Genomic DNA, 26599 nt, shown 5'->3' with positions numbered 1-26599 from the left:
GAAAAAGCACACGATGGAATAGAATTTGGACAACCTCGGGTTGTTACAACATATTCTCCAGTGTGCTTTTTTGGTATAATAAAACAATTGAATCATATATGTGGAAATTATAGTGCAAGATGGGAAGTGACAGCATGAGTAATTTGGAACAGGCCGTACAATGGAGACAAGAAGGCAAGGTGCAGGAAGCGATTGAACTTTTGCAAGAGATTACAGTCCAGGAACCCGAGAATGCGAATGTCTGGTATCAGCTCGCTTGGGCGCATGATTCGCTTGGGTTAGAGCGAGAAGCTGTTCCGCATTATGAGAAGGCACTGAGTCTTGGACTGTCTGGTGAGGACAGAGCAGGGGCGATACTCGGACTAGGCAGTACGTATCGAACGCTTGGACAGTATGAGCAGGCGAAGGTTTGGTTTGAAACGGGCATGAAAGAATTCCCGGCGTACCGGGAATTTGAGGTTTTCTATGCCATGGTGCTCTACAATCTGGGTGAACATGCAGAAGCGATGCAAATACTGCTCGTACAACTCGCGGATACATCAATTGACAAGAGAATCAATGACTATAACAGAGCAATCCGTTTCTACGCAGATCAGTTGGATCGGGTGTGGGAATAGATCAAATACGTAGAAAAGGGAGATGGATGAATGAACTCCAATCAAGATCTGAAACAGGTAAATGAAAGGTTGGATCAAATTGAGAAAAAGCTGGATAACCTGGGAGGTGGCCAGCAGAACAAACGCTCACCTGGCAAGCGCTTCCTGAGTGGCTTTGGCATCACAATTGTGATTATATTCGTACTGCTGCTGACTCTTGGTGTTATCCAATTTGTGAGTAACGGATAGGAGAAATCGATCATACCGACAAAGGTAGTGATTCTCCGATTTTACTTACATAGCCGAGCCCAGCCACTGTTGCACCTCTTCAATGAAACGCCGCGTAGCTGGCGATAGATTACCCAAAGACGGGCAGGCCATGCCGATTGTGCGATAAGGATCTCCAGTGAGTGGTACAAGCGCGAGCGAATCGGTATGATTTTGAAGAACCATTTCCGGAAGCAGGCTGATACCGAGGCCATTACGGACCATCGCCATGATGGCTTGATCTTCTGCTACTTCATAGACGACATTGAGCTTGGCCGCATGCTGCCGGATCAGTCGTTCTATCTCGTTATCTCCGCCCCATTTGGGCAGAATAAAGGGTTGCTCCAGCAGAATATCAAACGAAACAGATTCCTCTGAGGCGAGAGGATGATCCAGAGGCAGGATGCACATCATCCTGTCTTTTTGCAATGGGATCGTTTCAAAAGGTGATGAATCGCCGAGGGACAAAAATCCGAGATCGATGGCACCTCCAGCCAGCCAGCCCTCAATCTCAGCATAATCGCCTTCCCACAGCTTGATTTCAATTCCTGGATGACGCAGACGAAATTGTTTCAGGATGCCGGGCAACCATTGCGTGGAGACACTTGCGAACGTACCGATACGCACAGTACCGATCTCCGCACCCCGAATGAGGGAAATTTCCTGATTCATGAGTTCCGTCCAGCGCAGAATCTCACGGGTGTATCCCAGAATACGTTCGCCTTCAGCGGTAACCCGCACACCGGAGCGGCTTCGATGGAGCAGGGAAAAACCATATTCTGTCTCCAGACTGGCGATGGCATGGCTGACTGCTGATTGGGTAATATTCAGAGCTTCTGCTGCTTTGGTGAGACTGCCATATTCCACAACGGTATTCAATACTTCGTATTTGATCAGTGACATAAATGGTTCCGTTCCTTCCTTTTTTTGGATGCATGAGTTTGTTTCATATAATACATTATAAATATTCATTTTTATAATGCAAAGAGATCGTTTATACTTGCCAAGGCGAGTTAGTTTGACGCACGATCACACAGCTCAGAATACATAGAATGAAGGTTGAAGCAAGATGAATGGTGTACAGGTTAATCAAGGTCAGGCAACAAGAAGAGCGGACATACAGATGCTGCTCGCAACGGTTATATGGGGATCATCCTATCTGTTTATGAAATCGGGCCTGGAGTCCATGCAAGAATTGAATCTGGTCGCATTTCGTTTTGGAATTGCCTTTATTGCGGCAGGGATTCTATTTCATCGGCGGTTGTTTAAGATGGATCGCAGAACACTTGTGGCAGGAGCGATTATGGGGACAGCTTTATTTGCTGCATTTGTATTCATCACTTATGGTGTGCAACGAACAACGACATCCCAAGCGGGATTCCTGATAAGTTTGGCCGTTATTTTTGTACCGATCCTGACGACCATCCAGCATCGTCGTATGCCGGACAAGCGATTGACGCTCAGTATCCTGGTTGCAGTTACCGGGCTTGGCTTGTTGACGCTTCAACATGAGCTGAGTCTGCACACGGGAGATATTCTGTGCATACTAGCAGCACTTGTGTATGCAATCTATATAATGATTGCTGGCAAGTTCACACCGAAACATGATCCACTAACACTGGGGACAGTTCAATTAGGTGTTGCAGCGATGTGGGGAATTGCAACTACATTCATGCTGGAAACACCACGCATGCCTGATACGGCCGAATCCTGGGCAGCCATTCTCGGGTTAGGTGTATTATGTAGCGGATTGGGATATATTTTGCAGACACTCGCACAGCGTCATGCTACTCCCACAAGAACAAGTCTGATCTTTTCAATGGAACCTCTGTTTGCAGCGGCCTTTGCATTTACCTTTCAAGGGGAATCGTTAACGGTGCAAGGATATGCAGGAGCAGCTTTGATGTTGGTCGGTGTTCTGATCACAGAGATCAAACTTCCTCAGCCTATCTTCTGGCGCAGAAAACGCCCGGTTTTACAGTCGGAACTCGGTGATCAGGGAGCACCAGGCGTATAATTGGGGGGCAAAGGGTCCTTTCGTCATCTTCTATGGAGGTGGGGAGAGGGCCTTTTTTTGGTTATGTCGAACACCTTGTGAAACAGATAAACAACTACCTAACAAAAACAGAATAACATAACCTTGTTTTGTTGATTTTTGTTTTTTATGCTACACTGAATGGAAAATTAGGAAAAACGGGTGAGTAGGATGGCCAAAAGAGTAACGATGCAGCAAATTGCGGATGCTGCGGGGGTGTCCAAATTCGCAGTCTCCCGTGCGCTAACGGGCAAGCCTGGTGTGAGTGAGCATACACGCGAGATGATTGTCAGAACAGCGGGGCAGCTTGGGTATTTCAGAACCGAGCCTAAGCGTTATCCGGGCGAGACACAGATATCAGCGGAGATGAAGCCAGAAGCGGAGCGACAAGGTACTATATTGATTTTGTTTCCTAACGTTCGTTCTCAGAATCGATCTTCCTTGTACTGGGGTCCTGTGTTTGACGGCATTTCTGAGAGGCTGAATGAGAAGGGAATGGATATTTTAACGCTGACGGAACCCTCTTCAGATCGAATGTTCTCGGTCCTTAATCCCGACGCAATCAGCGGAGTCATTACCGTGGGCACCATCTCGACATCGGTATTGCTGGAGATTTACAGGCTGCGTATTCCGCTTGTCATGGTGGATCATGAAGACCCTGCCATATACGCAGACTCGGTTTTTACCGACAATATGAAATGTATGAAAGAACTGGTTCTGATGCTCGTTGGAAAAGGGTATAGAAGGTTCCAGTTTGTCGGGCAACTGCCTGATGCGGCAAGTTTTAGAGAACGCTGGCTTGGATATCGTACGGTGCTGGAAGAGAAGCAGTTGGAAGGGGAACAGCAAGAAGGCTTGCTGGGACCAGAATATGATCAGATCCGGAGATCCATTGCTGAAATGAAGCTGGAGGATATCCCTGAAGTCTTCGTATGTGCGAATGATCATACGGCTGTCATTGTCATTCAGGGACTCCAAAGCCGAGGTATTCAGGTGCCTGAACGCTGTGCCGTAACCGGATTTGACAATACGCAGACGGATGAACCCATTCTTGCTTCAGTACATATTAACAAAGAGAATCTGGGCACGAGAGCAGTAGATCAGCTATTGTGGCGGATCAAACACCTGGATGAACCATATGAACGCAAGCTGATCTATTCGGAATTAATTATTCGTGATGAATATAACGCCAGTATAGAGTAATGTGATACAAACTTATTGAACCATTCTAACAATGAACATACGTGTAAATGAAATCAGGTGAAAGACATGGAGAGGTCAGAGCTTCATGTCTTTTTGGTATGCAGAGATTGTTTAACAAATTAAATTACAAAACAGATTGACTATAAGAAGCATATCGTGTTAATTTTGTTTTGTAAGTTATTTGTTTTTATGATAACAAAACCTAACAAAATAATATTTGCCAACTCTAACAACAATGGAGGCTGTCATGAGCACAATACAATCACAGGTTTTTCAGAATTGGACGTTCAAGGCTTGCGAAGATCAAGAGTGGATGCCGGCTCAGGTGCCCGGCTGTGTGCATACAGATTTGCTGAAGCTGGGCAAGATTCCAGATCCTTTTTATGGAACAAACGAGAAGGAAGTACAATGGATTGATAAGATAGATTGGGAATATCAGACGGAATTTGACGTTGCCGAAACCTTGTTCTCTCAGGAACATCTGGAACTGGTGTTTGATGGTCTGGATACATATGCGGATGTGTATGTGAATGATGTGCATGTGTTATCAGCAGATAATATGTTCCGGGTATGGAAGACGGATGTGAAGGCCGTATTAAAAGGGAAAGGCAACATTCTCCTATTACGTTTTCGGTCACCAATTCAGGAAGACCTGCCTAAGCTGGAGAAGCTCGGATATGCATTACCGGCATCCAATGACCAGTCCGATGTTGGCGGACTTGGCGACAAGAGAGTAAGTATTTTTGCCCGTAAAGCTCCTTATCACTATGGTTGGGACTGGGGTCCGCGTTTTGTAACCAGTGGGATCTGGCGTGAAGCACGTCTTGAAGGTTGGACACAAGTACGAATTAATGATGTGTATATCCAGCAAAATGAAGTAAGCGCTAACTCAGCGTCATTAACGGCTGTTGTCGAAGTCGAGACATCACAAGCGGTAGATACGGTCATTCGTATTGGCGCAGATGGTCAGAGATGGGAAAGATCAGTATCGCTGCAACCCGGAGCTCAGACGGTGGAGATTCCAATCTCCATTCATGAACCGAAACTGTGGTGGAGCCGTGGGCTTGGTGAAGCGCATATGTACACCTTCTTTACCGAAGTGCTTCAAGGTGAGCGAGCTGTGGCTGAATCTACAGTGAAGACAGGACTTCGTTCCATTCGCTTGGTACGTGACAAAGATGAAGCAGGAGCATCCTTTTACTTTGAACTAAATGGTGTTGCGGTCTTTGCCAAAGGGGCCAACCACATTCCGAATGATAGCTTCATTACCGAAATTACCCGTGAACGTTATCGACATGAGATTATCTCAGCTGCCGAGTCCAATATGAACATGCTTCGTGTGTGGGGTGGCGGGATCTATGAGCAAGATGACTTCTACGAACTGTGTGATGAATACGGTATCCTGGTATGGCAAGACTTCATGTTTGCATGTAGCATGTACCCGGGAGACGAAGCGTTTCTGAACAGTGTGAGACATGAAGCCATTGATAATGTGAAACGTCTGCGCAACCATCCAAGTATTGCACTCTGGTGTGGGAACAACGAGATTGATTCGGCTTGGGCTCACTATGTTGAGAATGGTGGCTGGGGTTGGAAAAAGGAATTTACTGCCGAGCAGCGTGAACGCATCTGGGCCGATTACGAAGCCATCTTCCATGATCTGCTGCCAGAAGTGGTTGAAGCGTATGCTCCAGGTGTGGAGTACTGGCCTTCCTCACCACTTGTATCCCTGACAGGGGATGAGACGCAGCATGCGCACCCATCCACAGCTGAAGGCGATATCCACTACTGGGGCGTGTGGCACAATGTAGAACCATTCGAAAACTACAACGTTCATGTGGGTCGTTTCATGAGTGAATACGGATTCCAGTCTTTCCCGGAGTACAAGTCAGTACGCACTTACGCGGAAGAAGAGGATCTGGCTCTGGAATCGGAAGTCATGCTGGCTCATCAAAAGAATGGGGCAGGCAATCGTCTGATCAAACAGTACATGGATATGTACATGCATGAATCGAAGGACTTCCCATCGTTCCTGTATATGAGCCAGGTGCTTCAGGCGGAAGCGATGAAGACGGCCATTGAAGCGCACCGTCGCCGCAAACCATTCTGCATGGGCACACTTTACTGGCAAATGAATGACTGCTGGCCGGTGGCTTCATGGGCAGGTATGGACTACCTTGGTCGTTGGAAAGCATTGCAATATTATGCGAAACGCAGCTTCAGCGATGTGTTGGTATCGGTAGATGGAACAAAAGAAGATACAACAGATATATATATCATCTCGGATCAATTACAACCTGTAAAAGGGCAGTTACAGATTCGTTTGCTCGGGTTCGATGGAACGGTGCATCGTGATGAAACACATGACGTGACCCTGGCACCTAATACAGGTGAACGAGTGCTGTCATTACGTAACGCGGAGTGGCTTGAAGGTCATGATACAGCTAACACGCTGCTGCGCCTGGACCTGAAACAGGAAGGTGCAGCGAATATCGTACAGGAACACTATTTTGTACCGTCCAAAGACCTTGCTCTGCAGCCTGCAAACATCAATGTAAGCGGGGGGGCGGATGAGAACGGCGTTCATCTGTTACTGGAAAGTGATGTGCTTGCTAAACAGGTATGGCTATCTTCGGATGTGGAGGGTGTCTTCTCAGATAACTTCTTCGACTTGATTCCTGGCATTCCGGTGAAGGTGCAGTTCACTTCCAGAGAGGGATTGCAGTCTAATAATGTGATATCAAATCCGGGACCGATCGAGGTTCGATCCATGATTGATTTTATTCGTTTGACCTAGAAGACACGGTTGGAGTCTCTCGTAAGAGAGATTTCAACCGTTTTTTTTATTGAAACCTGACCTCATTTATATATCGTAATGGTTTCGTAATACTTCGCTTAGAGAATCGTAAGCTGTCTTGCTTATTGTAATCCATGTAAGTAATAAACGAATGGAGAGTGATAAGAATGATGAAAACAAATAAGAGCAAAAAAGCGATGGTAGCAGCGGTATTGATGATGTCTATGGCCTTTTCTGGATTGGCAAGTGCTGCAGATATGAAAACGATTAAAAAGGATGGCATGGAGCTTGTTCAATTGAGACAGGCAGCGAAAATGTATGATTACAGCATTATGTGGGACAGCAAGGACAGATCTGTAACTTTGATGTATATGGGCGTGGACGACAACATGATGGAAGATGACATGATGATGAAAGACGATAAGATGATGGAAGAAACGATGATGCCTGCGGGAAAAACGATTAAATTGTGGATTGGATCGAAAAAAATCATGGTAGACGGTATGCAAGTTAACTTAAAATCGATGCCTGTCATCCATGATGGGAATACGTATGCGGCTGAGTCTGTAATTAAACAATACATGATGCCAGCCATGGGAATGAAGTAATTTAAGGGCTAAGCATCGCCATCACCATATGATATGATTGGCTCAAATGTATTTTCTGGAATATGGGGTGGGTTCGTTTGAATGAATGTGTACTGGTTGCTGATGATGATACGAATATTACCGACGTTTGTCGCAGGTATCTGGAACGGGAAGGTTATCTTGTCGTGACGGCTAAGGACGGTTTGGAGGCTATAGAGCTGTGGCACAGCCAAACGCCAAGCTTGATTGTGCTCGACCTGATGATGCCACATAAGAATGGTTGGGAAGTTTGCAACGAGATTCGGCAAACTGAGGATGTGCCCATTGTAATGCTGACGGCCCGGGGGGAGGAACAGGACCGTCTGATGGGACTGACGATGGGGGCGGATGATTTTCTGACCAAACCATTCAGTCCGAGAGAACTTGTCTTACGTGTAAAGGCAATCCTGCGGAGAATGCGAACTGCGCAGGCATCACCTGTTACAACATCTGAATATACGATCAATTATGAAGGGCTTACCATTGATTTTACCAAGCGTGAAGTGCACATCAATGGGAAGGCAATTGAATTGACAGTTACGGAGTTTGAGATGTTGTATTTGCTGGCAAGTCACCCGGGTCAGGTGTTCTCCCGTAACCAGATGTTAAGCAAAATTTGGGATTTTAGCTATGAGGGAGATACAACAACGGTGACTGTACATGTTCGGAGATTACGAGAGAAGATCGAACAGAATCCTTCTGATCCAAAATATATTAAAACAGTTTGGGGGATAGGCTACAAGTTTGCGGGTGGCAGTTCATGAAACTTCGCACATACTTGGTGTTGTCCAGTCTCACAGGCATTGGCGTATTATTAATTTGTTTGTTCATCAGTTATTCCAAAATGCTGCTTACGATCGAACAATTGTATTGGTTATCGGCTATAACGGCAGGGGTAGGCTTACTTTCGTTTATTCTTCAATATTTGCTGACTAAGCCATTGGAGAAATCAATTGCGCGAATTACACAGCAGACAATACGAATTGCCGAAGGGGATTTTCATACGGAAGTCCCTCTCATCGGTACGCAGGAATTTAAGCTCCTGGCACAGCAATTTAATGAAATGAGTTCCAAGCTGAAGGAAAGCTTTGATCATCTGCATCACTCAGAAACCGCGAGACGAGAGTTGATCGCCAATGTTTCCCATGATTTACGGACTCCCTTGGCATCCATTCAGTCATTCGTCGAAGCGTTGGAGGATGATGTTATTAAGGATAAAGAAACCTTTCAACGTTACCTGAACACGATACGACTTGAAACGAAGCGTTTGGGAGGGCTTATTCAAGACTTGTTCGAATTATCCAGCCTGGAAGCGCAAGGGGAGGTATTTGAGCCTCAGCCTTGTCACGTCGATGAGTTGCTGCTCAGTACGTTGGAGAGTTTCTCATTTCATCTCGCCGAGAAAACACTGAACGTCGAAATTGATTTGCCTGATAAATTACCAGCCGCGGTCATGATGCCTGCACAAATGAAGCGGGTCCTTTCCAATTTACTGCAAAATGCCATTCAATACTCTCCTATTGAAGGAAAAATCATTCTGGCTGCCGAAGAAAAGGGGCCGTTTATACGAATTTCAGTTACGGATGAAGGGGAAGGCATTGAAGCGGAGGAAACTTCGCGAATATTTGAACGTTTTTATCGAATTGACAAATCACGTAGCAAGAGCAATGGGGGGGCCGGGCTTGGCCTTGCTATCGCTCAATCGATTGTGGAACTCCATGGTGGCGAGATCGGGGTTCAGAGTACAAAAGGAGAAGGAAGCTGCTTCTGGTTCACGCTTCCGATCTACGTCAGTCGTTAACCTTGGTTAATCAAACGCAGTATTTATTCAGGTGGTGAATGACTTGACCAGTGATTTGGTTTTCCTTTTCGGCGTTTTTGGTGCAGGATTGTTATCGTTTTTTGCGCCATGTATTCTGCCACTGATCCCGGTATACGTATCTTATCTGTCCGGAAGCATGGTCAACGGTACGAATCAGCAGCAGTCCGACACCAATTCGGTTCGGTTGCGGTCCACACTTGTTTTGCGGACATTTTTATTTGTTCTTGGGCTGTCCCTGGTATTTGTTTTACTCGGTTTTGGTTCCGGCATCGTTGGTAATTTGATCTCAAGTCCTGTATTTATTGCCATCTGTGGAGCCATCGTGGTGCTTTTTGGGATTTATCAAACCGGGTTGATCCGACTATCCTGGCTGGAACGGGAGAGAAAGCTGTCAAATAATCAAGCCAAACGGGGAGGGTATGTCGGAGCGTTCCTGTTGGGTCTGACGTTTAGTTTTGGCTGGACGCCTTGTATCGGGCCTGTGCTGGCGGCCATTCTTGGTATCGCCGCAGGAGAAGGCTCTCCACTGTATGGCGGGTTTCTCATGTTCCTGTATACCCTTGGATTAGCGATTCCTTTCTTGATCCTGTCCGTTTTCTCGGAATATGTTATGAAGCGGATACGTCGTTTATACAGGTACATGGGCGTCATCAAAATAACTTCCGGCTGTATTCTTATTGTCATGGGACTATTGTTAATGACAGACCGACTAAACAGCTTGGTGACCTGGTTTCAATAATCATTGGAGGAATTTGGTATGAAGATGGCATGGAAATGGATGTTATCTGTAATCGTATTTGCTGGAGTCCTGTTGATCTTGAGCGCATGTGGATCACAGCAAACTGAATCAAAACAAACAGGTTCATCATCAGCCCCAGCATCAACATCCGATATGAGTTCGTCAACCATGATGAACAAGGGAGAGACGGCTCCTGAATTTTCATTGCGTGATCTGAAAGGAAACACGGTTGGACTTTCTGATGTTCAAGGCAAGAAAGTGTATGTGAAATACTGGGCTTCCTGGTGTTCCATCTGTCTTGCGGGTTTGGAAGACCTGAACAATTTGGCTGGTCAAAACAATGATTTTCAAGTCATTACGATTGTGACGCCAGACTACAAAGGAGAGAAATCCTCCCAAGCGTTTACCGAATGGTTTGACCAACAGCCATATGATAACATAACTGTTCTTTTGGATGAGAAAGGTGTATGGGCCAAGAAATTTGGCGTAAGAGCATATCCTAGTTCCTTTTATATTGGCTCTGATGGTATTTTAACGAAATCGCAGCCAGGGCATGCATCCAATGAACAGATCATGGAGTCATTACAAGAGATTTTGTGAGAAAGGAGGAAGTGTCATGAAAAGGACGCTGCTGGGCCTGTGCCTCCTTGTTATAGCAATAGTTGTGTCTGCTTGTGGAAACAGGGCTGAGAGCCATTCAGCTTCATCTTCGATATCCACTAAACCTGTCAAGGCATCGAGTGTCTCTGAGGAAAACCTGAGTAACCTGTACTTGGCAGGAGGCTGCTTCTGGGGTGTGGAGGCATATATGGCTCGTATTCCAGGGGTTCAGGATGTGACTTCCGGTTATGCCAACGGTGAAGGAAAGAATCCAACCTATGAGGATGTTATTAGCGGGAACCAGGGGTTTGCAGAGACCGTTCATGTAAAATATGATCCGCAGCAAGTATCTTTGCAGAAATTGCTTGAATCTTATTTTCGAGTTATTGATCCTACCAGCTTGAATAAGCAGGGCAATGATCGTGGCATTCAGTATCGGACTGGAATATATTATACGTTGCCTGAAGATGCCAAAATCATCGAGCAGGCTGTAGAGGCAGAGCAAGAAAAATATGACCAACCCATTGTAACGGAAGTAATGCCTCTACAGAATTATTATTTGGCGGAGGAGTACCATCAGGATTATTTGGAAAAAAATCCGAACGGATATTGTCACATTGATATGACTGTCCTGGATGACCTGGAGATTGGAATTGATCCCGCTCAATATCCACGTCCAACAGATGAACAATTAAAGGAACGTTTAACAGATGAACAGTATGCGGTTACGGTAAACAATGATACGGAGCATGCATTCAGTAACGAATACTGGGATAATGAGGAGCCCGGTCTGTACGTGGATATTGCAACGGGAGAGCCGTTATTCACCAGTCGAGATAAGTATGATTCCGGTTGCGGGTGGCCGAGTTTTACAAAACCGATCGTACCTGAGGTTGTTACCTATACAACGGATACGAGCTTTGGGATGGAACGCACGGAGGTACGAAGCCGGGCAGGTGACATCCACCTCGGGCATGTGTTCGATGATGGTCCCGAAGATCGCGGCGGCAAACGTTACTGCATTAACAGTGCATCGATCCGATTTATTCCGTTAGACAAGATGGAGGAAGAACGATACGGGTATTTACTGTCATTTGTCGATTAGAGAAGGGCAGCTGACTTTATCAAAAGATAATAAGGCCATAATTTAGAACGGTTGAGATCTCTCTATGAGGGATTTCGATCGTTTTTTATTTTGCGGCATCTAACAAAAAGCGGAGGTAGGCTTCAAAGATGTTTCCATCATTGTTATAATTGATAATCATTATCAATTATAGGTAGGTTTTTAGTCACAATGCCAAGGTATGGTGTGTGTTTGATCGCTTAGGAGAGGGAGTTTATATGGGAATTCAGAATGACATCAAGCTGTGGGATCAGGTTCAGGTTCGCGTGCTTGATGTGCGTCTTATATCACTCGCAACACACGAGTTCATACGCAATTATGTGTTACCGACCAGTGCATTTGTGTATGTTCAAGGCAGGGGGCAGGTCTGGCTGGATGAAGAGGTATGGACGACAAGCCAGTTCTTGCTGCTGCATGGGGGAAAAGGAAGACGTCTGACACTTGAAACGACAGGGGTTATGGAGGTGCATCTGATTTTGTACAAATCAACCTTGCCCTCCAACGTGCTTGTGGAGTACCGAATGATGTTGAACCAGCGTAATCCGTTTGAAGAGTCCTGGGCGACAGTGCCGGATCATACACTTGAGCTGCATGAGCTTGTGCGGAACATACATGAATGTTGGTCAGGGCAGGAGCGAGTAGGCAAAATTCAGGTCAAAGTGTACTTCTTTCAACTGGTACAGCTTGTCTTGTTACAGCGGAGTCGCATGTTTAACGAAGTTCAACAGCCTTCGCTTACCGATCAGGTTTTGCGATATATCAAAGCTCATTACCGGGAATCGATCTCACTTGATTCGCTTGCCCAGTCCTTGAGTTACAGTCCGCAATATTTATCACGTAAATTCAAGGAACAGACGGGATGTACACCGACAGAATATGTGATTCGGTTACGAATGGGTGAGGCGAAGAGTCTGCTTGCGTCCACGGAAGCTTCATTACAGGAGATTGCTGCGTATGTGGGTTATATGGACCCATTTTATTTCAATCGTATATTCAAAAAAGAGACCGGTATCACACCGGGGCAATATCGGTTGAAGCAGCAGGAAAACTCGAAATTAGTTTCGAAAAGTACATTAAATGCAACAAATGAATCCATTGTAACAGGAGGAGAGGAACGTTATCCTTTAATTGATGATGATAATCATTATCAATATATGGGAGATGAGGAAATCAACATGTTTAACCATTTTAAAGCAGCGATTATGTCGCTTGCGCTTGTACTCACATTGAGTGCTTGTGGAACAGCCCAGCAGGGGGTAGAAACATCCGAAGTTGCGGCTGAACCCGAACAACAGGCAGTCGTGGAAACGCAAATGGTAAATACGACCTTTGGTGAGGTAGAGATTCCTGCACATCCCGAGCGAGTTGCTGCCATAGATTATCTGGGAACGGTGCTTGCTCTTGGTGTCAAACCGATAGGTGGAGGACAATTTCTGATGAACAGCCCTTATCTGGAAGGACACTTGGGTGGTCTTGAGACCATAGGGGATTCCGTTGAACAATTGATGGAGCTGGAACCTGATCTCATTATTACATTGAATCCGGACAAGGCGGCTTATGAAAAATATAGCAAGATTGCTCCGACCGTTTCGATCGCGTCCATCACATTCCCGACACTGAAGGATGAAGTAAATTATTTCGGTAAAGTCCTTGGCAAAGAAGCGGAAGCAGAGAAGTGGCTGTCTGATTTTGATGAGGAGATTGTCAAAATCAAGCAGGAGGTGCAGAGCGTTGTTCCAGCTGACGCTACATTCTCCGTTATGCAGGAATATGATCGCCAAGTCTTCATTTTTGGCAATCAGTCGGGCCGAGGAGGGCGAAACATCTACGAATTGCTTGGCTTGCAAGCACCAAAGAACATTCCATCCGAGTTGATGCAGGGCGCCTATCATGAATTCTCCATAGAACTGCTCTCCAAATACGCTGGAGATTACATTGTGCTGACCAGCAACTCTCAGCTGAAAGAGCTTCAGGCAGATCCGATCTGGGGTTCATTGCCTGCTATCAAAAATGGAAAAGTGTACATATGGACGGAAGGACAATCCTGGTTCCGTGACCCCATCGCCTTGCTGAAACAAACACAGGATCTGGCCGAATGGATTGTTGGACTTAATACACCGTCTAAATAAGGAACGGCGGTTCCTGTGCATAGTTAAAGGCCCGAGTGCATCTCAAATGCACAGCAGGCCTTTTTCCTTTTTTTTTTGAATCCATGTGTCTTGATTGTGATACTTCTCGTCTATTGGATTTCCAAGATCTCGATTCCATAACCGTCCAGTTCCAGCTGAGGGCCTTTAGGTTTCCCGTCCAGTGCACTGGTATATGAAGCATTGATTTCGATGGAGGCAGGTTCTGGGCTCAGATTCAGAATAAAACGGAACGTTCCATTTGGACCCGAGCGGGTGGTCACCTGTACACCATCTGGCAAAGACTGAATTCCGGGAAGGTCACAGCCTTCTGCGATGCTTTGCAATAACTGGCTCAGATACACTTCTTTCGGCTGGGTTGCCACATAATAGACCTCACCTTTCCCCCAGTTATTCTTAGTGACAGCGGCACTTTCGGCATAAAATTGATCCGCATACACGGCGACCGGCTGTGCCGTGTCCAGTTCCAATACATCCACCCACTGGGAAGCGGTATAGAGACGGCCTTGTTCATCACGAATCTGAACAGTATCACCGCCAACAGGATCATACTCGGTAACCCGCACACCACTACAGTCAGACAACAGACCTGGGAGCGGAGCCATGACACAGACATTGTTGTCGTTCTTGACACCAGTGCGATGGGTTAAGACCAAGGTGCCTCCGGCCGCTGCAAAAGCTTGCAGACGTTCAGCTGTAGTCGCATCCAGCAGGTACAGGTGCGGAGCAATGATGACTTTATAGCCATCCAGTGGCTCCGAAGTGTGTATAACATCCGTACTGATACCCAATTTGGTTAATGCACGATGCCAGATCTTCATATTTTCATAGTATTCCAGTCCTTCGGCTTGCGGCTGAATTCGAAGCGCATTCAATTGATCATGCGAATGTAGAATGGCAACTTCATTATGCAATGTTGAGCCTTGTAGGCGTTCACTGAGCAGGTTCACTTCGGTGCATAGCTGTTGAAACTCTTTGAAGCGTCGCCCCGGAACGTTGCTGTGATCAATCAGTCCATGCCAGAACTGTTCTGCACCTACAGTTGCACTCCGCCAGCGGAAATGTACAACCGCATCAGCTCCACGAGCAATCGTCTGCCAAGCGTAAGCACGCAGGAAGCCGGGCTGCGGTGTACGCCACATCGGGAACCAGCATCCCGGAGGGCCGCTCAATTGCTCCATGATCCAGAAGTTGCGGCGTTTAATGCCGCGTGTCAGATCCAATGAGAGTGCACCGCTGTACGGCGCGGTATCTGTTTTGTTCGGTGAAGGGTTCGGATAATAATCAAAGGAGGCGAAGTCCAGCTCCTGACCGATTTTATACTGATCCGCCTTTTGCGGATAACTGTGAAAATTATGGGTGACAAAATGCTCAGGACAATTGCGACGAATAATCTCGACCTGAATATGTTGAAAATCCACAATGGAATCCGACTGAAAGCGGGAGTAGTCCAGCAGGAATGAAGGATTCTGGAAAGAGGAGCCTCCATACGGCGGCGTAACCTGTTCCCAATCGCTATATTCACCACTCCAGACCACAGTCCCCCAGGCTTGGTTTAGCTGATCCAGGCTGTTATAACGAGCACGAACCCATTCACGAAAACCATCCGCACAAGCGGCGCACTGACAATCCGTGAAGCTGAATTCATTGTCGGTCTGCCAGCCGATGATTGCCGGATGTTCGGCATAACGCTCGGTTAGTTTTTGCACAATTCTTGCACTGTACGTTCGCATACTGGGACTGTTATAACAGCGATGACCCCGAATTCCTTCGTGATACGGTTGACCATGTGGAAGCACAGGCAGGACATCAGGACATTTTTCGGTAAGCCAGCGTGGCGGTGTCATGGTTGGTGTACCGATTACAATTTGCAGGCCATGACGATGTAAGGTATCGATCGCTTGATCAAGCCATGTCCATTCGAATTGTCCATCTGTCGGCTCCATTCTGCTCCAGGCGAACTCACCCACACGCACAATGCGCACTCCACTGTCAGCCATTAAACGGGCATCCTGTTCCCACAGGGAAGTGTCCCAATGTTCTGGATAATAATCAACGCCCATTTGCACGGGAGGGTTTATATTCATATCGGTTGTTCTCCTTTAGTATCTGCATCATGATCTTGTGAATCCTGTACAAGTCTATTTCATTGTATACTGGATAATAACAAGGGAATATAACAACATGTTGCGACAGCATATCATGATCTTGCTATTCAATATCTCCATATTCTATACGTAAACAGGAGTTGAACATATGCGAACACATTGGTTTATGCCTGAGCCGGGATTCGCCGGGTATACCTGTTATCCAGTGGCCTATGGAAGATATATCGATCCAGAGCATGGGGAGCATCGTCCAGATGGGATACGGGAGTACAATTTACATCTGATTTTCAGTGGACAGGGATATGTCCGAACAGAACAGGGAAACGTCCGGTTAATGGCTGGACAAGGTTTTTTATATGCACCAGGGCAGGCCCAGCATTACTATGCGGATCCCTCCGACCCTTGGGATGTCAGATGGATTCATCTGCAAGCCTACGATTTGGAGCGATTGCTGGACCTCCGCAGTCCCGACAAGGTGTGGCTGTTTTCATTTTCGGGATTCGAACGCTTCGAGGCGTTGCATGAACAATTATGCCAGCTTGGTAGAACTTATGAGAGTGTACATGAACCCAGATTGTCTGCTGTGTTGTATGAATTACTGGCAGAACTTACGAGGAATTCGGAGTCACTGGCGGGGACGTCTTTACTGAGTCATCAGGATACAATTCGTTCAACGGCCGATTACATCCGTCGTCATTGTACGCAACCGCTCAGTCTTGCCGACATGGCACATACAGCGGGATACAGTGTGTATTATTTTAATCGTATGTTCAAAAGCATCATGGGGGTTCCCCCAGGCCGATATCTGCTGGACTGCCGTATGCTGGCGGCGAAGAAAAGTCTGGCAGATTCAGATCTGACTGTGAAGCAGATTGCTTCCCAATGTGGTTTCACACACAGCAGTTATTTTATTCGTATGTTTCGAACTTACATCGGAATGACCCCGCAGCAATTCAGGCTGCTCTATAGCTTAGGCAGTGGGGGAAAGGGAGATGTAATAACAACGGAGGATTGAATCCACATGAAACTCCAAAAAAACCGTGCTACCCAGTTTGCTGAGCAGCACGGTTTTCATCTTCTTATGTATGACTGAACAGTAGAAGGGGATTTGCAGTCTGTGAGTCTGTGCGGGGATGAACTAACAGTATGATTGCCGTATAAGAGTTTATTCGCTCTTTTGTTCGTTTTGGATTTCTTGCAAATCCTCCAGTTGCAGTGTGAGGTCATTCTCGGGGTTTGCGCTCACAATGACTTCTGACTGTGATTGTTGCTGACCTGGCTGGTTCGACTTGGCGGCAGGTTTGATCACGTAGAGACTCTGAACGGAGTTGAGCAGGCTGGCAGGGGTGTCTTCATACGTTTCCAGGAAGAGTACGTAGTCTTTGGTAGGAATCAGCTTGAGGCTGTCATCATTAATAATCTCGGTGTTGCCTAGTTGTCCGCCAAGTTGCTTCACTTCAAGTTTTTCCCCGGCAGTGTAACCGCCCTTGTAGGATTCAGCGACTTGAATCGTGTGGATCGTATAGATTTTGTCAAAAGAAGATGGCTCTCCGCCCGGATTCGCCGCGGGGTTTAACTCGTTTTCATTGGCAGCATCGGTAACTTGTACGATATCGTTTAAAGCTTCCACACGAGTCTCAATAACACTGCCTTTCACAATCGTATTTGCTCTCTCGGACAGGTCGCCAATGCTGGCATAACTCGGGTAATCTTCAGTAGCAATAATGGTCATGGGTGCATCGGATGGGGACGCGGTAGGTGTGACAGAAGAACATCCAACAGCAGATAGAATGACAATGGAAGAGAGAAGCAGCGTTAATACTCGATTTTTGTTCATGGATAGGAATCCTCCTTGGATTTTTGGGATAAGTTCGTAGCGGATTAGTACTTGGATCTTACGTTATTGATATCAAAAGTTTGGGGTTGGGTCATGGAATTGCGGTTGCGGGTGTAAGACATAATGGAAGGACTGCTTGTTGTTGGATTGTCACCGAGCCAGATGGAGTGTCCGAGTTCGTGGACAAATACGCTTTGAATGAAGTTGGATAAGTTCGTCGCGTCAGGGGTGATCGTGGATGCATTGAGTTCGATGCGGAAGCTTACGACTTGACTGCCGGATACGGAGGCGTAGTTGACACCATATGCTGTATTATTGAAGTTTCCTGCGGTGATGGTGTTTGGGGAGTTACTTGTTTTGGTGAATTGAACTTTGGCACCTGCATTGTTCCAGTTGGTAAGGGAAGCATCCATGGGAGTCTGCCATGCGGAGGCGTAATTATACGTACGAATGGGGATGGTGGTGCTGGGATAACCGTAGGTTAGAAAGGTTGCCGCATAGATCGTACTGCCGAACATCGCAATCGCTGAGAACAACATGATGCTCATCAAAAACTTCCTTTTCATACTTAAAACCTCCAATAAATGTATTTTAATCTCTATTATAGTAACAAGGAATAGTTAGATTGAAATGAGTCCGAGGTCGTTGTTTTTGTCGTGAAAAACATGAAATATATCTTGATCCGACCACAATGGTGTCAAAATAAGTCATTTTCTGTTCGATGTGCATGCATAATTTCCCTAAAGTTACAAACAATACATCCAACTTACACAGGGAAGGTAGTGCTTGAGCATGTGCAACCGTTTTTCATTGGCAGCCGATCTGGACGAGGTCAGAGATCATTTCAAGATTCAGCGAGTGATGTATTATTACAAAAACCGATACAATATCAGCCCAACCCAGCATACGCCGATTATTTTGCATCAGGATGGTGAGCGTGTATTGGATGAGTTCCGGTGGGGGTTCATTCCATTCTGGGGGCGTGATGCCGTTAACGCAAACCTCATGACGGTGCATGAGAATCCTTCCTATTACAAACTGGTAGAGACCAAACGCTGCGTCATTCCTTGCAACGGATTGTATTACTGGCGGCAAGAGGGCAAAAAAAGTTATGCGGTTCGTGTTGTTATGCCGGATCGTGGCCTGTTTGGGATTGCTGGTTTATATGAAGTATGGAAAGACACACGGAAAGAGCCGCTTCGGACCTGCACGATGCTTATGACAGGTGCGAACATGGTCACACGTGAGTTTGGTAGCAAAATGCCAGCCATCCTCTCCGAAGAAGAGATCAACACCTGGCTTGATCCGGCTAATACACGGGTGACGCAGTTGCTACCGCTATTAAAATCGTATAACAGTACAGAGATGAATCTGTATCCAGTCACCCCAATGGTCGCCAACGATGAACACGATTGTTACGAATGCGTGGAAGAGATGGATCAGAAGCTGGCTTACGTTCGGAGTTTCTGAGTATCCTTTGGATGATGTGAAGAATATGAAGAGGGCTGAGAGTCTGGAGACACTCTGCTCTTTTTTTCCTTTCAGAAAATGAAAAGTTGCAATTGCAGTGAAACGTAACTATAATCATTACAGTAAGTGAACGCACATATTCATATATCTATTAAAAGAGATATTTATAATCAGGAGGGAACCACGAATGAATCCAAAGTTTAACCAGATGTTTGAACAAGTTTCACTGCCGACTGGTATTACACTGAAAAACCGTATCGTGCTCGCTCCCATGACTCATATGTCCTCGAATGCTGATGGTACGATATCCGACGCTGAACTTGCTTATTATGCACGTCGCACCGGTGGTGCTGGCATGTCGATTACGGCTGTAGGGCATGTAACAGAGCATGGCATTGGTTTCCCGTCTCAGTTTGGCGTCTATGATGACCGCTTCATTCCTGGTCTGAAGAAACTGGCTGACACCATGAAACAACAGGGCTCCGTTGCCGTATTGCAAATTTTCCATGCGGGCCGTCTTACGCCTGAACAGGCTGTACCTGCGGGTCAAGTGGTTGCTCCTAGTGCGGTTGCAAGTGAGCGTCCAGGTTCGCCTGAACCAAGAGAATTGACCGATGCCGAGATTAATTCTATTATTAAAGACTTTGGTGAAGCGACACGTCGTGCCATCGAAGCCGGATTTGATGGTGTTGAGATTCACGGTGCTAATGGTTATCTGATCCAGCAGTTCTTCTCCCCACATTCCAACCGACGTGAAGACCGTTGGGGCGGTAGTGTCGAGAAACGTCTGACATTCCCGCTTGCTGTAGTGGATGAGATTCAGAAAGTGGTTGCCGAACATACCAAACTGCCGTTCATCATTGGTTACCGTTTCTCCCCGGAAGAACCGGAAACACCTGGACTCACAATGGAAGATACGTATGCACTGGTGGATGCGCTTAAAGATAAAAACCTGGATTACCTGCACGTTTCCCTGAACGAATTCTGGTCCAAGCCAAGACGTGGCGAAGCTGATACGCGTTCAAGAATGGAATTCATCCTGGATCGTGTGAACGGCAAATTGCCTATTATTGGCGTAGGTTCGATTCATACGGCTGATCAGGCCGCAGAGGCGCTCCAAACGGGAGTACCGCTACTTGCCATTGGACGTGAGTTGATTATTGAACCGGATTGGGTTGAGAAAATCGAGAGCGGACGCGAAGAAGATATCGAGACGATTCTGACCAAATCCGATCAGGAACGTCTGGTTATCCCTGACGGGTTGTGGAATGCAATCATCCACACACCGGGCTGGTTCCCTATGGCAGAAGATAAATAAGATACACTTCAGAACTGGAATGGAGGGGGCGAAAGCTCCCTCTTTTTGCACATGGTCCAGATTCTTCTTGTCATCGCTCTGTGGTATGATGGATGAACAGGATGAACTGGATAATCAACGGTTTGGAGTGAAGGAATATGCTCGTAGCTGAACGGTATGAGAAAATAGTGGAATGGGTGGATACGCAAGGCAGCATGCGTGTGACCGAACTTAGTGAGCGCTGCGGAGTGACGGAAGAGACGATTCGTCGTGATCTGGACAAGCTCGAACAGGCGGGCAGACTCAGACGGTCCCATGGCGGGGCGGTCAGCGTAAAATACAAGGATGAGTTACAGTCGGAGATTCCGTATCCGGAACGGGCTATAGCCCATGCAGAAGAGAAGCGCAGAATTGCAAGCGAAGCGGTGAAAATGGTGGAATCCGGCGACCGGATCGCCCTGGATGCAAGTACAACGGCTTGGTATATGGCGGCAGGATTGCCGAACATTCCACTGACGGTATTAACCAACTCGATTAAGGTTGCCGCAGAGCTGAGTAATAAGGAACAGATTCGTGTGATTGCTACAGGTGGGCAATTGGCTTCGAAGTCATTGTCTTTTGTAGGACCGCTGGCGGAACGTTCGCTGGATGCTTATCATGTGGATAAAGTGTTTCTGTCTTGCAAAGGAGTACATCTGACCAAAGGCATCAGTGAATCCAATGAATTACAGGCCTTGGTGAAGCAGAAAATGATCCATATTGCGGATGAGGTCATTTTACTTGCAGATTCCAGCAAATTTAACATACAGGCGTTTACCAGAGTTGCTGAGATGAGCAGTGTGGGCAAAGTGATTACAGATCAGGGTGTAGATGAAGACCACGTTAGTGCATTGATTGAGCAGAATATTACGTGTATACGTGTGTAAATAAGAAAGGAATGAATGTCATGAAACATCCTTTTCATCTGAAAGCGGTATGGAATGGTGGACGTAACAGTGAGGGCACTATTGATGCAGGTGGATTAAAAACGGTCATATCGATTCCGCAGGAGATGGGCGGACCCGGTACGGGAACTAACCCGGACGAGATGTTGCTTGGTGCAGCTTCCACCTGTTACCTGATCACGCTGGCAGCGATGCTGGAGCGTTCGGATATTACGCCGGATGAATTAACGCTTGAATCGGAAGCTACGGTAGATGTTACAAATAACGTATTTACTTACGAACGGATCGTACATAGACCCCGGATTGTGCTCAGCCAAGATGCTTCAGAGGCGGATCTGACCAAGGCTGAGCGCTTGGCGCACAAGGCTGAATCCTCCTGTATGATCTCCCGAGCGGTGGCAGGTAATGTCCAGATGGAGACACAACCGGTCATTGTTACTACAGGAGCTAATCCGGTGTGATATACTGAAGAATAGACAATTCAAGTTGTCATTTGTGTAAAATAAGGAGTAATTCGGTATGAACACACAGAAGCGCAAGACTAACCGCTGGGTACGTTTAACACGTGCTATAAAGCTGAATTTTCTCAAATTGTTACGTGCTCCCGGAGGTGCCCATAAAGTATCTACCGGATTTGCCATAGGGTTCGGACTGGAACTGATTGTGATCTCAACTGCTTCCCTGATATATCTTGTATTTTATCCGATTGTGCGACTGTCTGGGGGTTCGGTGCCAGCAGCGATTGTTGGTAATGTGATCGGGAAACTTACGTTTTTACCTATTATTCTGATGCCACTCGCCAAACAGATTGGTTCATGGATTTTGCCGGCTCACAGCATGGGACAGGGGCTGGTACATGAAAGTGCATTCATGGAGCTGTTTCGTGGAAACTGGTCGGCCGTGAGTGAATTGTTGCTTGGTGGACTGGATATTCTGGCAGGCATGTCCGTGTTCGGTGTCATTCTGGGTGTGATTTCGTACTTTGTCGTAAAATACTTTTACGTCAGAGCGCTCAACCGGCGTTACGAACGCCGGCTGGAGAAACGCCGACAAGCGGATATCGCTTCGGTATCACCTCCGGTATTAATCAGGAAGCCATCACAATCATAATGGGCAGCATCAACATGGATGCAGCGGTGGTCCACAGAATGCAGCGGGATACAAACTGCGGAGAAGCATTGAACTGTTCAGCCAAAATAACGGCGTTCACTGCGGTCGGCATCGATGCGAGGATCAGCAGCACACTGAACAACGTACCTTCGACCTGAAGAGCGGTAAGTATCAGCCAGGACAGGATTGGCGCAGCCGCGAGACGGACCACAAGCCCGGTCCAGAAAGCTCGGCGTACATTGGGCAACCAAGGTACCGTTGCACCTTTTGGTCTGAGCATCTGTGCTCCCAGAATGGCGAGAACGACAGGAGAGTAACCCGCAGCCAGCATGGAGATCCCTCCATCCAGCGCTTCAGGCAGGCTCAGATTGGACGCACGCAGCACAATGGCGATGCCAGCAGCATAGATGGATGGCATGCGGAAAACGGACAGGATCGCATCTTTCACCGTGAATTCGGATCGCGCGGCAAAAAAGATACCTACCGTATTAACAATGATCATCTGTCCAATGACGTAGACGGAAGCCTTGTCAAGTCCAAGCTGACCAAAGGCAAGCAGTACAAGCGGGAGCCCGTAATTCACGCAGTTCGTAAACGTGGAGACAAGGGTGAGACCCGCTTTTTCGCTTGCACCCAGACGGAAAATCCGGCTTAACAGCTCGGCGAGTGCCCACAGAGCAATCAGATTAATAATAGAGAACCAGAACGTGCTGGTGACGTCCGTCCAGGTAATCTCTGCATGCAGCAATGTATTGAAGATGAGCGCAGGGCTCAAAATATAAAGGGAAAAGGTTGAGAGCGACCGGGTATCCCAATTTTTGAAGCATTTTAACAGAATACCTCCGATCACGGGAAGTGATATCGGCAAGAACACATGGTATAACGTGAGTAAAAATGAGTGAAGCAATGCAATTCAGTCCCTTCTGGATGAAAAACCTATCTTATCATAGCAGAAGATGCATCTCATATGAATGGATTTCAGTATGATGATGTGTAGTCATCGCCTTGCTTAACTAAGGATTTCCCTGATGTGCAGCGACAGCGGATTGCTATTTTGATATGGCAGATTTATTATAGAAGAGGTGCAACAAGATTACATACACATAGAGGAGGAAACTGTAATGAGTGAATCAAAACGCTTGCTCGTACTGGCCGGCTCTTACGCCGAAGCGGAAAATGAGGGCATTTATGCATATGAATTGAATGAGGATACAGGCAGCTTGTCCAAGCTTGACGGCATCGCGGGTGTTAAAAACCCAACGTTTGTCAACGTGGATGCTGAAGGAAACAAACTGTATGCGATTGGTGAAACAGCGTCAGCTGAAGGCAACAAAATGTCTGAAGCTGTAGCTCTGAGCATTGATCCTTCTACAGGAAAATTAACGTTGCTGAACCGGAATGACTCCATTTCAGCTCCACCATGTCATATCCAGCGTGATCCTTCCGGCAAATACTTGATCCTGTCCAGCTACCACGGTGGCCTGGTAGGTCTGCAAGCCTTGACGGATAACGGTGAAGTTGGAGCGCTTCTGGACGAGAAGAAACATGAAGGACAAGGTGCGCATCCTGAACGTCAGGACAAGCCACATGTGCACTCCGCATTCTTCAGCCCGGATGGTAAATACATGATGGTACAGGATCTGGGCGCAGATAACATCGCGATCTATTCCATTGATGCAGACAAGAATGAACTTGTGCTGCACAGTGAAACCAAAACACATCCGGGAGCAGGCCCACGTCACTTGGCGTTCCACCCGAATGGTCAGTTCGCATATGTTATCAATGAAGTGGATTCTTCCATTACTTCGTTCAAATATGATGCAGCAGCGGGTACGTTGACTGAATTGTCTACAGTATCCACATTGCCTGATGGATATGATGGCAAAGAGAATACAACAGCCGAAATCACTGTTTCCAATGATGGACGTTATGTATATGGTTCTAACCGTGGACATGACAGCATCGTTGTATTTGCAGTAGATGCAGACAAAGGTCACCTGACACTGGTTGAACATGTATCTGCTGAAGGTGAGCACCCGCGTCATTTTGCTCTGACACCTAACGGTAAATTGCTGATCGCAGCCAACCGCGATACAAACAACCTCGTGACATTTACGGTAGATCAGGAGAGCGGACGCCTGAAATACACAGGTCACAGCACAGGTGTATCCAAACCGGTATGCGTGAAGCCTGTATATCTGTAATATTATAAATTTCTAAACCAGCCTTGGCTGGATTGAAAATGATAACGATAACGACCCTGCCATGTGGCGGGGTCTTTTATATTGAACACCAAACGTGATAATCAGGCTGCTGTTCTATTGTAAGCGGATTGGAACAGAGGATTACTCCCGTCATATTATTCACCTAACAACGAATAATTATCAATAGTATCGTCCAAGTAACTACCTCACTTCAAAGTGCGTACTTCCTAAATGGATAGTCAGGGTCTACAATGAGTGAGTAGCCAAAACAAACACTGCATGCATCTGAATAGACAAATTGGTGCAGGCTAATTATCTGATTATTATTTTTACAGGAACGAATCATACTTGAACAACAAAGGAGAAATAAATGATGAAATTGCAATTGGCGCTTGACTTGGTAAACATCCCTGAAGGTATCGCACTGGTTAAAGAGGTTGAACAATATATTGATATCGTTGAGATTGGTACACCAATCGTTATTAATGAAGGTTTGCACGCGGTTAAAGCGATGAAAGAAGCATTCCCTAATCTGCAAGTTCTTGCAGACCTTAAAATCATGGACGCTGGTGGTTATGAAATCATGAAAGCAGCTGAAGCTGGTGCGGATCTGATCACTGTGCTTGGGGCAACCAATGACAGTACGATCAAAGGTGCAGTAGCAGAAGCGAAGAAACAAAACAAACAAGTTCTTGTGGACATGATCAACGTGCCTAACCTTGAACAACGTGCTCGTGAAATTGATGCGCTTGGCGTAGATTACATCTGTGTACACACAGGTTATGATCTGCAAGCTGAAGGACAAAGCCCGTTCGAAGATCTGCAAACGATTAAAGCTGCAGTGAAAAATGCTAAAACGGCTGTCGCTGGTGGAATCAAGCTGGAAACCTTGCCAGAAGTGATCAAAGCACAACCGGATCTGGTTATTGTAGGCGGCGGTATTACAGGACAAGCGGATAAAGCCGCAGTTGCAGCTGAAATGCAACGTCTCGTTAAACAAGGGTAAGCAGATGAGCAAAACACAGTACGCAGCTGACATCTTGAAGGAGCTGGAACGTACGCTAAGCCAGATCGACGATGCAGAGATGCAAGCGATGGCTGAACACATTCTGGCTGCGGAACAGATTTTTGTGGCTGGAGCAGGTCGGTCAGGTCTGATGGGAAAGGCTTTTGCCATGAGACTGATGCAGATGGGGCTCCGTGTATATGTGGTGGGTGAGACCGTTACACCTGGGATCAGCTCGAAGGACTTTCTCTTGTTATGCTCAGGCTCAGGAGAAACAGGCAGTCTGGTAGCGATGGCTCAGAAAGCTAGTCAGGCAGGTGCACCTGTCGGTCTGATTACGATCAAGCCAGAGTCCACGATTGGACAATTGGCAACGACGGTAGTGCGTCTTCCAGCTTCAGCCAAAGAGGACACAGCAACTTCCGGAGCGGATGTAACCATTCAGCCGATGGGCTCGTTGTTCGAACAGGGACTGTTAATCGGCATGGATGCTCTCATCCTTACGATGATGGAAATGAAGGGTATGACCGGAGCGGATATGTTTGGCCGCCACGCGAACCTGGAATAGTGAATAGATGAAAGACCGGAATCCTTTGATTGTAAAGGGTTCTGGTCTTTTCTGCGATACACAGTCATTCACGTGTATAGGTTTTATCCGTAATTTTCAC

General features: G+C 46.6%; 26 protein-coding genes. 21 read left to right on the top strand and 5 right to left on the bottom strand.

Features of this window, described 5'->3' with window-relative positions; genetic code table 11:
* The first annotated feature begins 134 nt into the window (after nt 1-134).
* Nucleotides 135-617, top strand: a complete 483-nt coding sequence (locus tag QVE09_RS06295; RefSeq protein ID WP_315936163.1) for a tetratricopeptide repeat protein — start codon at nt 135-137, stop codon at nt 615-617.
* 30 nt (nt 618-647) lie between these two features.
* Nucleotides 648-845 carry a hypothetical protein gene (locus QVE09_RS06290; RefSeq protein WP_315936162.1) on the top strand — a complete coding sequence of 66 codons (198 nt, stop codon included), beginning with the start codon at nt 648-650 and terminating at the stop codon, nt 843-845.
* A gap of 45 nt (nt 846-890) precedes the next feature.
* On the opposite strand, the gene QVE09_RS06285 is transcribed toward QVE09_RS06290, so the two are convergent.
* Entirely contained in the window at nt 891-1766 is an 876-nt protein-coding gene (locus tag QVE09_RS06285) for a LysR family transcriptional regulator (protein WP_315936161.1), read from the bottom strand.
* Nucleotides 1767-1932: 166 nt separating this feature from the next.
* Between QVE09_RS06285 and QVE09_RS06280 the strand changes: the two genes are divergently transcribed.
* The 10 genes from QVE09_RS06280 (at nt 1933) to QVE09_RS06235 (ending at nt 13937) form a co-directional block, all read left to right on the top strand.
* Entirely contained in the window at nt 1933-2880 is a 948-nt protein-coding gene (locus tag QVE09_RS06280; RefSeq protein ID WP_315936160.1) for a DMT family transporter, read from the top strand.
* Between the two features lie 189 nt (nt 2881-3069).
* Nucleotides 3070-4101 (top strand): LacI family DNA-binding transcriptional regulator, encoded by a 1032-nt coding sequence (locus tag QVE09_RS06275; protein ID WP_315936159.1) that lies wholly within the window; start codon nt 3070-3072, stop codon nt 4099-4101.
* A gap of 247 nt (nt 4102-4348) precedes the next feature.
* The gene (locus QVE09_RS06270) at nt 4349-6898 is read left to right on the top strand and encodes a beta-mannosidase (protein WP_315936158.1); all 2550 of its coding nucleotides are present in this window, start codon (nt 4349-4351) and stop codon (nt 6896-6898) included.
* A 167-nt stretch (nt 6899-7065) separates the two neighbouring features.
* Nucleotides 7066-7506, top strand: a complete 441-nt coding sequence (locus QVE09_RS06265) for a stalk domain-containing protein (protein WP_315936157.1) — start codon at nt 7066-7068, stop codon at nt 7504-7506.
* 77 nt (nt 7507-7583) lie between these two features.
* Nucleotides 7584-8288 carry a response regulator transcription factor gene (locus tag QVE09_RS06260; RefSeq protein WP_315936156.1) on the top strand — a complete coding sequence of 235 codons (705 nt, stop codon included), beginning with the start codon at nt 7584-7586 and terminating at the stop codon, nt 8286-8288.
* The gene (locus QVE09_RS06255; protein ID WP_091016995.1) at nt 8285-9325 is read left to right on the top strand and encodes a sensor histidine kinase; all 1041 of its coding nucleotides are present in this window, start codon (nt 8285-8287) and stop codon (nt 9323-9325) included. The genes QVE09_RS06260 and QVE09_RS06255 overlap by 4 nt, the downstream gene beginning before the upstream one ends.
* Before the next feature lie 34 nt (nt 9326-9359).
* Nucleotides 9360-10085, top strand: a complete 726-nt coding sequence (locus tag QVE09_RS06250) for a cytochrome c biogenesis CcdA family protein (protein ID WP_397387024.1) — start codon at nt 9360-9362, stop codon at nt 10083-10085.
* An 18-nt stretch (nt 10086-10103) separates the two neighbouring features.
* On the top strand, nt 10104-10685 hold the full coding sequence (locus QVE09_RS06245; protein ID WP_315936154.1) for a redoxin family protein: 582 nt from the start codon (nt 10104-10106) through the stop codon (nt 10683-10685).
* A 16-nt stretch (nt 10686-10701) separates the two neighbouring features.
* On the top strand, nt 10702-11790 hold the full coding sequence (gene msrB, locus QVE09_RS06240; RefSeq protein ID WP_315936153.1) for a peptide-methionine (R)-S-oxide reductase MsrB: 1089 nt from the start codon (nt 10702-10704) through the stop codon (nt 11788-11790).
* A gap of 236 nt (nt 11791-12026) precedes the next feature.
* Nucleotides 12027-13937, top strand: a complete 1911-nt coding sequence (locus QVE09_RS06235) for an AraC family transcriptional regulator (RefSeq protein ID WP_315936152.1) — start codon at nt 12027-12029, stop codon at nt 13935-13937.
* A gap of 110 nt (nt 13938-14047) precedes the next feature.
* Here QVE09_RS06235 and QVE09_RS06230 read toward each other — a convergent pair whose 3' ends face one another.
* The gene (locus QVE09_RS06230; RefSeq protein ID WP_315936151.1) at nt 14048-16042 is read right to left on the bottom strand and encodes a beta-galactosidase; all 1995 of its coding nucleotides are present in this window, start codon (nt 16040-16042) and stop codon (nt 14048-14050) included.
* A 169-nt stretch (nt 16043-16211) separates the two neighbouring features.
* On the opposite strand from QVE09_RS06230, the gene QVE09_RS06225 reads away from it, so the two are divergent.
* The gene (locus QVE09_RS06225; RefSeq protein ID WP_315936150.1) at nt 16212-17078 is read left to right on the top strand and encodes a helix-turn-helix transcriptional regulator; all 867 of its coding nucleotides are present in this window, start codon (nt 16212-16214) and stop codon (nt 17076-17078) included.
* 150 nt (nt 17079-17228) lie between these two features.
* Here QVE09_RS06225 and QVE09_RS06220 read toward each other — a convergent pair whose 3' ends face one another.
* Entirely contained in the window at nt 17229-17900 is a 672-nt protein-coding gene (locus QVE09_RS06220) for a hypothetical protein (protein ID WP_315936149.1), read from the bottom strand.
* Between the two features lie 44 nt (nt 17901-17944).
* Nucleotides 17945-18466, bottom strand: coding sequence for a zinc metalloprotease (locus QVE09_RS06215; protein WP_315936148.1), 522 nt, complete (start codon nt 18464-18466; stop codon nt 17945-17947).
* Between the two features lie 226 nt (nt 18467-18692).
* Between QVE09_RS06215 and QVE09_RS06210 the strand changes: the two genes are divergently transcribed.
* From QVE09_RS06210 to QVE09_RS06190, 5 genes are all read left to right on the top strand, one after another.
* A complete protein-coding gene (locus QVE09_RS06210) occupies nt 18693-19370 on the top strand; it encodes an SOS response-associated peptidase (protein ID WP_253434311.1) in 678 nt (225 codons plus the stop codon).
* A 187-nt stretch (nt 19371-19557) separates the two neighbouring features.
* Nucleotides 19558-20688 (top strand): NADH-dependent flavin oxidoreductase, encoded by a 1131-nt coding sequence (locus tag QVE09_RS06205; RefSeq protein WP_315936147.1) that lies wholly within the window; start codon nt 19558-19560, stop codon nt 20686-20688.
* A 137-nt stretch (nt 20689-20825) separates the two neighbouring features.
* Nucleotides 20826-21593 carry a DeoR/GlpR family DNA-binding transcription regulator gene (locus tag QVE09_RS06200; protein WP_315936146.1) on the top strand — a complete coding sequence of 256 codons (768 nt, stop codon included), beginning with the start codon at nt 20826-20828 and terminating at the stop codon, nt 21591-21593.
* A 20-nt stretch (nt 21594-21613) separates the two neighbouring features.
* A complete protein-coding gene (locus QVE09_RS06195) occupies nt 21614-22072 on the top strand; it encodes an OsmC family protein (protein ID WP_076327802.1) in 459 nt (152 codons plus the stop codon).
* A 58-nt stretch (nt 22073-22130) separates the two neighbouring features.
* Complete coding sequence (locus QVE09_RS06190) at nt 22131-22721, top strand: DUF2062 domain-containing protein (RefSeq protein WP_315936145.1); 591 nt, start codon at nt 22131-22133, stop codon at nt 22719-22721.
* On the opposite strand, the gene QVE09_RS06185 is transcribed toward QVE09_RS06190, so the two are convergent.
* The gene (locus QVE09_RS06185) at nt 22699-23628 is read right to left on the bottom strand and encodes an AEC family transporter (RefSeq protein ID WP_315936144.1); all 930 of its coding nucleotides are present in this window, start codon (nt 23626-23628) and stop codon (nt 22699-22701) included. The genes QVE09_RS06190 and QVE09_RS06185 overlap by 23 nt on opposite strands.
* 214 nt (nt 23629-23842) lie before the next feature.
* Here QVE09_RS06185 and QVE09_RS06180 point away from each other — a divergent pair, with 214 nt between their 5' ends.
* From QVE09_RS06180 to hxlB, 3 genes are all read left to right on the top strand, one after another.
* Entirely contained in the window at nt 23843-24925 is a 1083-nt protein-coding gene (locus QVE09_RS06180; RefSeq protein WP_036670568.1) for a lactonase family protein, read from the top strand.
* Nucleotides 24926-25298: 373 nt separating this feature from the next.
* Entirely contained in the window at nt 25299-25931 is a 633-nt protein-coding gene (gene hxlA, locus QVE09_RS06175) for a 3-hexulose-6-phosphate synthase (RefSeq protein WP_036670570.1), read from the top strand.
* 4 nt (nt 25932-25935) lie between these two features.
* Nucleotides 25936-26499 (top strand): 6-phospho-3-hexuloisomerase, encoded by a 564-nt coding sequence (gene hxlB / locus QVE09_RS06170; protein WP_036670572.1) that lies wholly within the window; start codon nt 25936-25938, stop codon nt 26497-26499.
* Nucleotides 26500-26599 lie beyond the last annotated feature (100 nt).

It is taken from the genome of Paenibacillus sp. ClWae2A (assembly GCF_032452295.1).
In the GTDB taxonomy this organism is placed as follows: domain Bacteria; phylum Bacillota; class Bacilli; order Paenibacillales; family Paenibacillaceae; genus Paenibacillus.
This window is presented reverse-complemented; position numbering and strand designations above follow the sequence as displayed.

What these genes read in the sequence shown, in the direction of transcription:
- QVE09_RS06295 (WP_315936163.1), top strand. Translation starts at nt 135, where the DNA reads ATGAGTAATTTGGAACAGGCCGTACAATGGAGACAAGAAGGCAAGGTG.
- QVE09_RS06290 (WP_315936162.1), top strand. Translation starts at nt 648, where the DNA reads ATGAACTCCAATCAAGATCTGAAACAGGTAAATGAAAGGTTGGATCAA.
- QVE09_RS06285 (WP_315936161.1), bottom strand. Translation starts at nt 1,766, where the DNA reads ATGTCACTGATCAAATACGAAGTATTGAATACCGTTGTGGAATATGGC.
- QVE09_RS06280 (WP_315936160.1), top strand. Translation starts at nt 1,933, where the DNA reads ATGAATGGTGTACAGGTTAATCAAGGTCAGGCAACAAGAAGAGCGGAC.
- QVE09_RS06275 (WP_315936159.1), top strand. Translation starts at nt 3,070, where the DNA reads ATGGCCAAAAGAGTAACGATGCAGCAAATTGCGGATGCTGCGGGGGTG.
- QVE09_RS06270 (WP_315936158.1), top strand. Translation starts at nt 4,349, where the DNA reads ATGAGCACAATACAATCACAGGTTTTTCAGAATTGGACGTTCAAGGCT.
- QVE09_RS06265 (WP_315936157.1), top strand. Translation starts at nt 7,066, where the DNA reads ATGATGAAAACAAATAAGAGCAAAAAAGCGATGGTAGCAGCGGTATTG.
- QVE09_RS06255 (WP_091016995.1), top strand. Translation starts at nt 8,285, where the DNA reads ATGAAACTTCGCACATACTTGGTGTTGTCCAGTCTCACAGGCATTGGC.
- QVE09_RS06245 (WP_315936154.1), top strand. Translation starts at nt 10,104, where the DNA reads ATGAAGATGGCATGGAAATGGATGTTATCTGTAATCGTATTTGCTGGA.
- msrB (WP_315936153.1), top strand. Translation starts at nt 10,702, where the DNA reads ATGAAAAGGACGCTGCTGGGCCTGTGCCTCCTTGTTATAGCAATAGTT.
- QVE09_RS06235 (WP_315936152.1), top strand. Translation starts at nt 12,027, where the DNA reads ATGGGAATTCAGAATGACATCAAGCTGTGGGATCAGGTTCAGGTTCGC.
- QVE09_RS06230 (WP_315936151.1), bottom strand. Translation starts at nt 16,042, where the DNA reads ATGAATATAAACCCTCCCGTGCAAATGGGCGTTGATTATTATCCAGAA.
- QVE09_RS06225 (WP_315936150.1), top strand. Translation starts at nt 16,212, where the DNA reads ATGCGAACACATTGGTTTATGCCTGAGCCGGGATTCGCCGGGTATACC.
- QVE09_RS06220 (WP_315936149.1), bottom strand. Translation starts at nt 17,900, where the DNA reads ATGAACAAAAATCGAGTATTAACGCTGCTTCTCTCTTCCATTGTCATT.
- QVE09_RS06215 (WP_315936148.1), bottom strand. Translation starts at nt 18,466, where the DNA reads ATGAAAAGGAAGTTTTTGATGAGCATCATGTTGTTCTCAGCGATTGCG.
- QVE09_RS06210 (WP_253434311.1), top strand. Translation starts at nt 18,693, where the DNA reads ATGTGCAACCGTTTTTCATTGGCAGCCGATCTGGACGAGGTCAGAGAT.
- QVE09_RS06205 (WP_315936147.1), top strand. Translation starts at nt 19,558, where the DNA reads ATGAATCCAAAGTTTAACCAGATGTTTGAACAAGTTTCACTGCCGACT.
- QVE09_RS06200 (WP_315936146.1), top strand. Translation starts at nt 20,826, where the DNA reads ATGCTCGTAGCTGAACGGTATGAGAAAATAGTGGAATGGGTGGATACG.
- QVE09_RS06195 (WP_076327802.1), top strand. Translation starts at nt 21,614, where the DNA reads ATGAAACATCCTTTTCATCTGAAAGCGGTATGGAATGGTGGACGTAAC.
- QVE09_RS06190 (WP_315936145.1), top strand. Translation starts at nt 22,131, where the DNA reads ATGAACACACAGAAGCGCAAGACTAACCGCTGGGTACGTTTAACACGT.
- QVE09_RS06180 (WP_036670568.1), top strand. Translation starts at nt 23,843, where the DNA reads ATGAGTGAATCAAAACGCTTGCTCGTACTGGCCGGCTCTTACGCCGAA.
- hxlA (WP_036670570.1), top strand. Translation starts at nt 25,299, where the DNA reads ATGAAATTGCAATTGGCGCTTGACTTGGTAAACATCCCTGAAGGTATC.
- hxlB (WP_036670572.1), top strand. Translation starts at nt 25,936, where the DNA reads ATGAGCAAAACACAGTACGCAGCTGACATCTTGAAGGAGCTGGAACGT.